Annotated in this window: 7 protein-coding genes; 4 read left to right on the plus strand and 3 right to left on the minus strand. The window is 59.4% G+C overall.

The window, feature by feature from the left end; genetic code table 11:
- Positions 1-101: 101 nt before the first annotated feature.
- A complete protein-coding gene (locus ACVWXF_RS13830; protein WP_457474672.1) occupies positions 102-809 on the plus strand; it encodes a response regulator in 708 nt (235 codons plus the stop codon).
- A 481-nt stretch (positions 810-1,290) separates the two neighbouring features.
- Here ACVWXF_RS13830 and ACVWXF_RS13835 read toward each other — a convergent pair whose 3' ends face one another.
- Positions 1,291-3,120 carry a DUF1565 domain-containing protein gene (locus ACVWXF_RS13835; RefSeq protein WP_457474673.1) on the minus strand — a complete coding sequence of 610 codons (1,830 nt, stop codon included), beginning with the start codon at positions 3,118-3,120 and terminating at the stop codon, positions 1,291-1,293.
- Between the two features lie 165 nt (positions 3,121-3,285).
- Between ACVWXF_RS13835 and ACVWXF_RS13840 the strand changes: the two genes are divergently transcribed.
- The 3 genes from ACVWXF_RS13840 (at position 3,286) to ald (ending at position 6,998) form a co-directional block, all read left to right on the plus strand.
- Positions 3,286-4,512, plus strand: a complete 1,227-nt coding sequence (locus tag ACVWXF_RS13840; protein WP_457474674.1) for a pentapeptide repeat-containing protein — start codon at positions 3,286-3,288, stop codon at positions 4,510-4,512.
- Positions 4,513-4,620: 108 nt separating this feature from the next.
- Positions 4,621-5,733, plus strand: a complete 1,113-nt coding sequence (locus ACVWXF_RS13845) for an LptF/LptG family permease (RefSeq protein ID WP_457474675.1) — start codon at positions 4,621-4,623, stop codon at positions 5,731-5,733.
- A 176-nt stretch (positions 5,734-5,909) separates the two neighbouring features.
- Positions 5,910-6,998 (plus strand): alanine dehydrogenase, encoded by a 1,089-nt coding sequence (ald, locus tag ACVWXF_RS13850; RefSeq protein WP_457474676.1) that lies wholly within the window; start codon positions 5,910-5,912, stop codon positions 6,996-6,998.
- Positions 6,999-7,031: 33 nt separating this feature from the next.
- On the opposite strand, the gene ACVWXF_RS13855 is transcribed toward ald, so the two are convergent.
- Both ACVWXF_RS13855 and ACVWXF_RS13860 read right to left on the minus strand, forming a co-directional pair.
- A complete protein-coding gene (locus ACVWXF_RS13855; RefSeq protein ID WP_414407516.1) occupies positions 7,032-7,805 on the minus strand; it encodes an ABC transporter permease in 774 nt (257 codons plus the stop codon).
- A 76-nt stretch (positions 7,806-7,881) separates the two neighbouring features.
- On the minus strand, positions 7,882-8,718 hold the full coding sequence (locus ACVWXF_RS13860) for an ABC transporter ATP-binding protein (protein WP_457474677.1): 837 nt from the start codon (positions 8,716-8,718) through the stop codon (positions 7,882-7,884).
- Between the last annotated feature and the right edge of the window lie 362 nt (positions 8,719-9,080).

The raw sequence follows: 9,080 nt of genomic DNA on the forward strand, positions 1-9,080 counted from the left end.
TGAAGACTTCTTTACTACTGATCAATCCATCCTCCTTCCGAAGTTGGTTTGCTAAGTGCTGCTATTGTACCCCTTGAGCCCTTAACAGGCTGTAAAGGCCTGTGAGTACCCTCCTTGCTGAAGATGACGCTCTTTACCGTCAGCATGTCCATAGCCTACTGACGCAACATTTGCCTGAGTTCGGCCCGGTATACATGGCCTCGAATGGCCGAGAGGCGTTGGAACTTTACCGTCAGCACCACCCCAACTTTGTGTTGATGGACATTCGCATGCCTGAGATGACCGGGATCGAGGTAGCGCGGCAGGTTTGGTCAGAGTGCCCCAGCACGCGCATCATTTTTTGGTCGCATTTTGCCGATGAAGTCTATGTGCGGGAGCTGCACAAGATCGTGCCTCCGCAAACCGTCTATGGCTACCTTTTGAAAAATTGCACCGATGAAAAATTGGTCAGCGCTATCCAAGCAGTGGTGCAGGATGAGCAATGCGTGATCGACCGAGAGGTGCGCGGGGTCGATTCCCGTTCACAAAACAAAATCACCGGTCTCAGCGACGCCGAGTACGAAGTGTTGATCGACATTGCCCTCGGCCTCACCGACCAAGCCATTGCTGCACGGCGCTTTTTGTCCCGCCGAGGGGTAACCAACCGTCTGCGCAACCTCTACGACAAGTTAGAAGTCAGCAATGACCAAATTGAGAGCGACGAGTGGGGAACCACTTTCAGCTTGCGGGCGCGAGCCATTCGTCTTGCTTTCAAACGGGGGTTGATCAACGCCCAACTGCTGGACGAGGAGCATGACTCTAGTCAATAATAAGCTCAACTATACTGAAAATAATGTATAATATGTTCAGTACGGATTACTACCAGTTGATCTTTCTGTTTACTTTCGAGTCTGCCAACATGGTAGCCAAAGCAAAGCAGAAAATTGGTAGTAAGACGACACGGAAACTGCGCTTTGGGTATTCTACTCAAAGCTTTGCGGGATACCGCCATTCTGTTTGGAAACAAACAGAATGCTATCGCTGCATAGTTGAACAGTGATGTTCAGCAGTGTTCAGCGTAAATGTATCAGGAAGTGCATTTGGATCACTGGCTCAGCCGCTACCGACTGGATCCGTTGGACTAGAGAGGGGGTGTTCGAGCCGTCATCGCTCTTGGCAAGCACTTGTAGTCAATTCCCTTGCCAGCGACCAAGGAGACTTGGGCTCAATGGCTGGCCACCCCGCCAAAGAACTGGGATCAAAGCTCCCTCGTACCGCTATGGAGAAGCAAGCCGGCAGTGTGGGGGGTCGCTAGCGGAAAATCATCTCGGCAACCGCCTCAAAGCCGGCATCCAACAGCCGATCCAAGACCGACTGGGCCTGGCTGCGACTGTCGTACAGGCCCGCCTGCAACACTGTTCTGCCGTTGAAAACCGTTTCCACCGCCTCGGGGATGAGCTGCCGCAATCGGTTCAAGTCATCGCTGCTCTTGGGGGTCACCAACACGCGAAATTGAGTTGCCGTTCGCGTTGGCGAAACGGAGTCGTTACCCACAGCAGCCACAGGGGGGGCAACTGGAGTTGTAGTGGGAGCAGAGGGAGTAGTCGGGATCCCTGCCGATGAGCGACGGGCCGGCGGGGGCAGAAGGGTGGTGATATCCGTGAGGGGAGACGACGGTGGCCTGGGAACAGGAGCTGCGGGGGCAGGGCCAACCGGCTGGGCAGGTGTGGTAGAGCCATCGGGGGTGAAGGGGACAGCAACAAACTCCTGCGCTTGGGGTTGAGTGTCCGCCGGCTGGGCAGGAACGTTGGGCAAAACGCGCCCCCCCGATCCCGATAGAGAGGCAACTGGGCTGGGATCCGTCGATTGCGGCACCGTTAAAACCGGCAAGGTGGAGGGGGTCTCAGCGGCTGGCCGGGGATCCCTGGGAGTAGCCGGCTGGGCCGGAGCGCTGGGCAGAGCCAAAGTGCCAGGGGCAATGGGGCGGGGAGCGCTGTCGGGAAGGGCGGCGACGGTGGTTTGACCGGACAGATCCAGATCCCCTTTGACCTGGCCCCGCAGTTGGTTGCCGTTGGCATTGATGCGCAGGCCGCGGGTGGCGTTGTGGATGTCGTATTGGCCGTTGCCCTCAAAGATGTTGTTGCCGGGATCCGTGGCCGTGCCCAGATCCGGCTGGGCGTTGGTGATGGCAGTGAGGCCGGTCTCCAAGTTCTGGGCGATGAGATTGTTGCGCAGGATGGGCCTGGAGCTGCCCCCGACAACCACGCCGGTACGGTTCTGCAGAATGCGGTTGTTGCGCACAACAGGCGCCGAGCGTTGGTCGATGGTGATGCCAAAGCCGGTTTCTTGGAACAGGTTATTGACGATGGTGGGCTGGGAGGTGCCCAAAACGGAAATGCCGTTGGCCCCGTTTTTATAGAAGCGGTTGCCCTCCACCCAGGGATTGGCAGCGCCGGCAATGAAGATCCCATCGTGGATGCTGCCCACAAAGCTGTTGTTGAGAATGCGCGGGGAGGCAGATTCCACCCAGAGGGCATAGCCGCGCCGCCCCTGGTTGCGCAGGGTAATTCCTCGCACTTCTGCGCCGGTTTCTGCCAGCAGAGCAACATTTTGTCGGCCTAGGGTCGGGCTCATGTAGGTACCGCCGCCGGTGATGAGATAGCCCTCTCCCAAGGTGGACTCGTCCCCACGCAAGGTGAGGCCGGCTTTCAGACGGATGGGGAAGGTTTCGCCGCTCTCCTCGCTATATACCCCGGGAAAAAGCTGAATGACGCTGCCAGCCTCAGCCCGCTGAATGGCATAAGTAATCGTCTTGAAGGGGTTATTGCGGGATCCATCCCCACGGGTATCGCTGCCGTTGGCTGCATCCACAAAAATAGCCGGGCGATTGTCCGGGAGCGGGGGAGCTTGAGGCAGGGTCTGCTCGCCGGTAATGCCGGTGTCCAGGGAAGTTTGCGCCCAGCCGGGATCCAACTTTGCTGTCAGCAGTAAGGTGGTGCCAAGCATCAGAGAGGTTGCCAGCCGCGTCAGCATTGCAGAACGATGGCGCTGCGCCCGCAGGCCGGGCAGGACTGCTGTAGATTGGTGTTCGCCGGATTTCTGCAGACCAATAGGCAGTAAGGACAATAAGGAAGAGATCATGGTGGTTATCCTCACACCAGGCTGGGCTAGAGAAGAAAGGCCGAGGTTATCCTACCAAACTGAGTAGGCGGGATCCTGCCCTATCCGCCAACTCCAAATACGGACTAACGCAGGCTTTTTTTGCAAGTCTAACACTAGCCCTAGAGTAACCTCCCTGCTTGCGCCATGACCTACAAAACCCTTGTCCCCGAACATCTGCCCCAAGAGCCGTCGCTGCTTGAATCCGGGATCCTGCTGTCTCCGGTCTCACCGTGGCAACCCCTGATTCATCTGCTGCTGTTGGGGATCCCGGCCTTCTTGCTGCTCTTGGGAAAGCGGATGGCTCAGCCGGTCTTGGGCTGGGGGGCGGTGCTGGCTTGGCTGGGCCTGGCGGGCTGGTGGGGGCGATCGCTTTGGGCTCAGATCGGACGCCGTCTTTGGCAGTGGCTGACCACTTGGCCTCAATTGGCCTGGGCGGGAGTGGCCCTCAGCTTGGCCCTGATGGGAGGGGTTGCTGGGAGCGGGGTGTTTTCCGCTTTGGGATCCCTGAGTTGGGAGGCGATTGGGGCTTTGGGAGAAGTGTTTGGGGCCACAGGCCAGATCTTGATCGCCATCCTGGCCGCCTACATCGCCTGGCGGCAGTACATCATCTCCCGCGATCTCACCATTCAGCAGAATATCATTACCCAGCAGCAGACCATCGACGCCTACTTTGAAGGCATTTCCAACCTGGTCTTGTCTCCCGATGGGCAGTTGGACGATTGGCCCCTGGAGCGGGCCATTGCTGCCGGGCGCACGGCTGCTTTGTTGAACGGGGTGGATCGCTTCGGCAAAGCCAAGATCCTGCGCTTTCTCTCCACCGCTAACCTGCTCAGCCCTCTGCGGCGAGACGAACACCTGGGCCGACCTATCCTGGATGGCAAGGGGGGCTACCAGCGGGATCGCCTGCACGGGATCCGAGTGGTCAACCTGGGCACGATGCTGGAGGGAGCCGACCTGCATGGCACCCTGTTGCGGGCGGTGGATTTCAGCGAAGCCAGCCTGGAGCGGGCCAACCTGAGCGGCTGCGATCTCAGCCACACCAATCTGTGCGGAGCTAACTTGCGGAATGCCGACCTGCGCGGGGCCGATCTCTACCGCGCTTTGCTGTTTGTGGGATCCCCTCAGACAGCTTCCCCTGCTCAGCCAGGGCAAAAGCCCGATTTCAAGACCGGGGCCTACACCGGCGCCATCGTGGCAGGAGCAGATTTTCGCCAGGCTCGCCGCCTTTCCCCCGAACAGCGGGCCTACCTGGTCACCTGGGGGGCCAAGCTGGATCCCGCGTCCGAACCTCCCCTCAACTCTCCTAGGCCGCGTTCGGATCCTGCCGACAAAACAGAGTCGTTTCCCCCCCCTGCTTCCCCAAGCCCTTGAGCGAGAATGCATTGATGAGCCTGGTTCAGGGCTTTTGCTGCCGATTTTTCGGCCATTGCAACCCGTCTCTTCCATGGGGATGAGGGCGATCCCTTTCAATTCTCAAACATGGCACGGTTGCTCACCAAGTTCTGGCTGCTGGAGCGCTATCTGTTTGGGGAGATGCTCACCCCGGTGCTGGCCGGTATTGCCGGGGGAACCCTGCTGCTGCTGGTGGGCCGGTTGTTTACCCTGGCCGAGCGGCTGGTCGAGGGATCCGTTCCCCCCCTGACGGTGTTGCGCCTCTTGGTTTTGGATCTGCCGGAGATGGTGGTGCTGGGTATGCCCATTGCCGCCTTTTTTGCCACCATGCTCACCTTGGGCAAGCTGAGCGGCAACAGCGAGATCACCGCTATGCGGGCAGCCGGGATCCCTTTTAGCCGGATTTTCCGACCCCTGCTGCTGGTGGGGTTGGCCATGAGCTTGAGCGCTTTTTTCATTAGCAACGTGTTGCTGCCGGCCAGCAAACAGCAAATCCGCCAGATCGATCAGCAAGCTTTGCTGGCCCAGGCCACCACCCCAGTGCAATACGATGTCTTTTTCAAAACCGAAGACAACCTCTGGTTCTTCATCCGCCAAGTGGATCCCCGGTTGAATACCATGCAAGATGTTACGATTTTGCGGGTGGATCCCTTGCCGGGAGGCAAATACCAGTTGGTGGAAGTGACCTTGGCCGCTCAGGCAGTGTGGAACGGACTGGAGTGGAGCCTCAGCGAAGGAGCGACCCACCTTTACGGCCCCACCGGCCTCAGCATTGCCGAGCAAACGTTTCATCGCAAGCCGTTGCAAGTTTCTCAGGATCTGGCTGCCCTGATGCAGCCGCCGGTTCCCCCCAGCGAGTTGAGCTTACCGGAGCTGGCGGAGCGGATTTCCCGCCTGGCCCGCTCCAATCTCAATACTCAGGCTCTGCGCACCGAGTTCCACATGCGCTTCTCCCTGCCCTTGGCCAGCTTTTTTGCCGTGCTGATTTCGCTACCCCTGGGATCCACCACCGCGCGGCGGGTGGGACGCTACGGGGGCGTCGTCTTCGGGATCCTGTTGGTGTTTGCCTACTACGTGGTGCTCAGCGTGTCTCGCAGCTTGGGAGAAGCCGGCGCCCTTCCCCCCTGGGCAGCGGCCTGGAGCTTCAACATCCTCTTCGGCGGCCTCGGCCTGCTGCTTTTGGCCCGCTTCTTGCGCTAGAGATCCACCCCAGCATCCGCCAGTCCTACGTTCTCGAAAATCTCCTGCAGAAGACAGGGATCAACTTCCCTTGCTTCTCCTTCCTCCGTCCCCTTACAAGGTAGGGATCAACAGGCCAGGGATCCCATTGCGGGGAGAGTCTGTCTAGACTGGAAAGCAGCCCTGCGGGGATCCCTATGCGAATTGGCGTGCCCAAAGAGATCAAAGAGCAAGAGTTCCGTGTCGGGCTGACGCCGGCAGCGGTGCGGGCCTTAACCGAACAGGGGCATCAGGTGTGGGTGGAAACCCAAGCAGGCCAGGGGGCGGGATTTAGCGACGAGGACTACCAAAAAGCGGGGGCCAAACTGGCCGCCACCCCTGAGGAGATCTACCAGCAGCAGTTGGTGGTGAAGGTCAAGGAGCCCCTGCCGGCTGAGTATTCTCTGCTCCATCCCGACCTTATTCTGTTCACCTATTTGCACTTGGCCGCCAGCCGCGAGCTGACCCAGGCGCTGTTGCAATCGGGGGCCACCTGCCTTGCCTATGAAACGGTGGAATTGGCAGATGGATCCCTGCCTTTGTTGGCGCCCATGAGCATGATCGCTGGGCGGCTCTCGGTGCAATTTGGCGCCCATTACCTGACCCGACAGCAGGGGGGGCGGGGCGTGTTGCTGGGTGGGATCCCGGGGGTGCCGCCGGGACGGGTGGTGATCCTGGGCGGGGGAACCGTGGGCACTGAGGCGGCCAAAATGGCCGTAGGCTTGGGGGCACGGGTGCAGATTTTGGACATTAACCTGCAGCGGCTGAACGAGCTGGAGCTGATTTTTGGCTCGCGGGTAGAGCTGCTCTACAGCACTGCCCAAAGCGTGGAAGAGTGTGTTCGCGAGGCCGACCTGGTGGTAGGGGCAGTGTTGGTGCCGGGAAGGCGGGCGCCGGTCTTGGTGGGAGAAGAGTTGGTGGCCCAAATGCGTCCTCGCTCCCTCATTGTGGATGTGGCGGTGGATCAGGGGGGGTGCATCGCCACCACGCGGGTTACCACCCATGCCCAGCCGGTTTACGAAGCCCACGGGGTGTTGCACTACGGCGTTCCCAACATGCCGGGGGCTGTCCCCTGGACTTCGACCCAAGCGCTGGTCAACGCCACTCTCCCCTACATCCTCAAGCTGGCCAACCTTGGCCTGGCCGCTGCTTTGGAACAAGACCCGGCCTTGGCCAAAGGGCTCAACATCAGGGCAGGCAAGCTCATCCACCCGGCGGTGCGAGCCACCTTTCCAGACCTGGGCTAGCTCAGGCAGGGGTTGGCTCCCTGGGGAGAGATGCTACTGTCGCCAGGACAGGACATAGCGCTCCAGAGCCGCGAAAAAGGTGTAGAGCAAGACACCCATGAGGCCGAGGGCAGCCAAACCCGCAAAGGCCAAAGGCACATCAAAAGAAGAACTGGCCGACACGATCAGGTAGCCCAGCCCCTGGTTGGAAGCCACCGTCTCCGAGATCACCGAGCCGACAAAAGCAAAGGAGATGGCCACCTTCAACGAGGCAAACAGGTAGGGCATGCTGTGGGGTAGCCCCACCTTGGTGAAAATCTCCCAAGAGCTGGCCCCCAACGAGCGCAGCACATCTCGCATCTCGGCTTCCACCGTCTCCAGCCCCACCGCCACATTGACCGCAATGGGGAAAAAGGCCAGCAAAAAGGCCGTGATCACCGCCGGGATCAGGCCCAAGCCAAACCAAATCGCCAGCAGCGGCACCAAAGCCACCTTCGGGATGGTGTTAAACCCCACCAGCAGCGGGTACAAACACAGATGGGCCAGGCGGGAGCTGCCGATGATCGATCCCAGCAATATCCCCCCCACCAAAGCCAGCGCAAAGGCCAGCAGCGTCGAAGTGAGGGTGGTTAGGGAGTGGCGCAGAATCACCGGGCTCCACTGGTTCATGGCTGCGAGGATCTGGGTGGGCGCCGGCAGAATAAAGCGAGGAACGTTGAACAGCCCCACCCCCACCTGCCAGAGCACAAGGGTCAAAACGATGGTGACAGCGGGCAAGACCACAGAAGCCGTTTGGGTCTGCAAAAATCGGTCAAATGATTTTTTCATGGGATCCCTCGGCAGAAATGCGCGGTAACCTGTCCAGCAAACCTTTCCAGATTTTTTGGATCAAGGGATCTTTGGCCTAATAGCTGCGCCGAATGTGCTGGCGCACTTCCGAGACCAAGCGGTGAAACTCGTCCGTCAGGCAGATCTCCAGCGGGCGTGGACGGGGCAGATCCACTTTGAGGGAAAAGATGATCTCGCTCGGTCGTGGCCCCATCACATAAATGGTATCGGAGAGGAAAACTGCTTCCCGCAAGTCGTGGGTGATCAGAATAGCAGTGCAGCCGGTGCGCATCCACAGCCGTTGCAACATTTCCCACATATCCTCGCGGGTAAAGGCATCCAGAGCAGCAAAAGGTTCGTCCAACAGCAGCAGCTCCGGCTGATGGATCAAAGCGCGGCACAAGGAAGCCCGCTGCCGCATTCCCCCAGAAAGCTGCCAAGGATAGGCTTTCTGAAAACCCTCCAAGCCCACGGTGGCCAGCAGCTCCAGCGCCGACTTCTCGTGCTGGGCCAGGTTTTGCTTGAAGGTGCGCTTGTAGGGCTCTACCACCTCCAACGGCAGCAACACGTTCTCCAGGGTTGTGCGCCAGGGCAGCAGCACCGGGTTTTGAAAGGCCATGCCCACACTCTTCAGGGGGCCGGCGATGGGCTGCAACTGAAAGTAGAGGGTGCCGCCATGGTCAGTGTTCAGGCCGGCCATCATCTTCAAAAGAGAAGTCTTGCCACAGCCGCTCGGCCCAACAATGGAGACAAACTCCGAGTGGGCAACAGAAAAGCTGACGTCGCGGATGATCGTGACTGGGGATCCCTTAGTGGGGTACTGCAGCGAGACGTGGCGCAACTCCAGAACGGGCTTGCCCGAAATAGCGGGGGAAGATAACCCACTTTGAACTACCCTCTGCGACTCCAACATTGACTCAACTCCAATGATTTTCATAGTGGCCCAAGTGAGGGCTGATCCCCCTGATCTAGACAGATGATGGCGGGAGCAATGAGGGTTGCAGGCCGGTTTATCTCGATTGGTATGGCCAACCCCATCCCCACTACATCAGAGAGAGGGGCAGCCAGCTGTGTTGCCAGATACTTTGTGGGCCGGTGAGGTCCCCCCATGTTCAGCTTCAGGAGATGTGGGATCCCCGAGGGCCCGGTCATCGAAGACAGTAAACTACCCGACACCCGTGCTATGCGCAGGGTGCGGGCTTTATCCCAATCCCTAGCGGCCCCAGAGGACAGCTAAGTTTCGGAATTTCAGGCGAGTTTACAGTCGCCCCAAGG

The organism is Thermostichus sp. MS-CIW-40 (assembly GCF_054058315.1).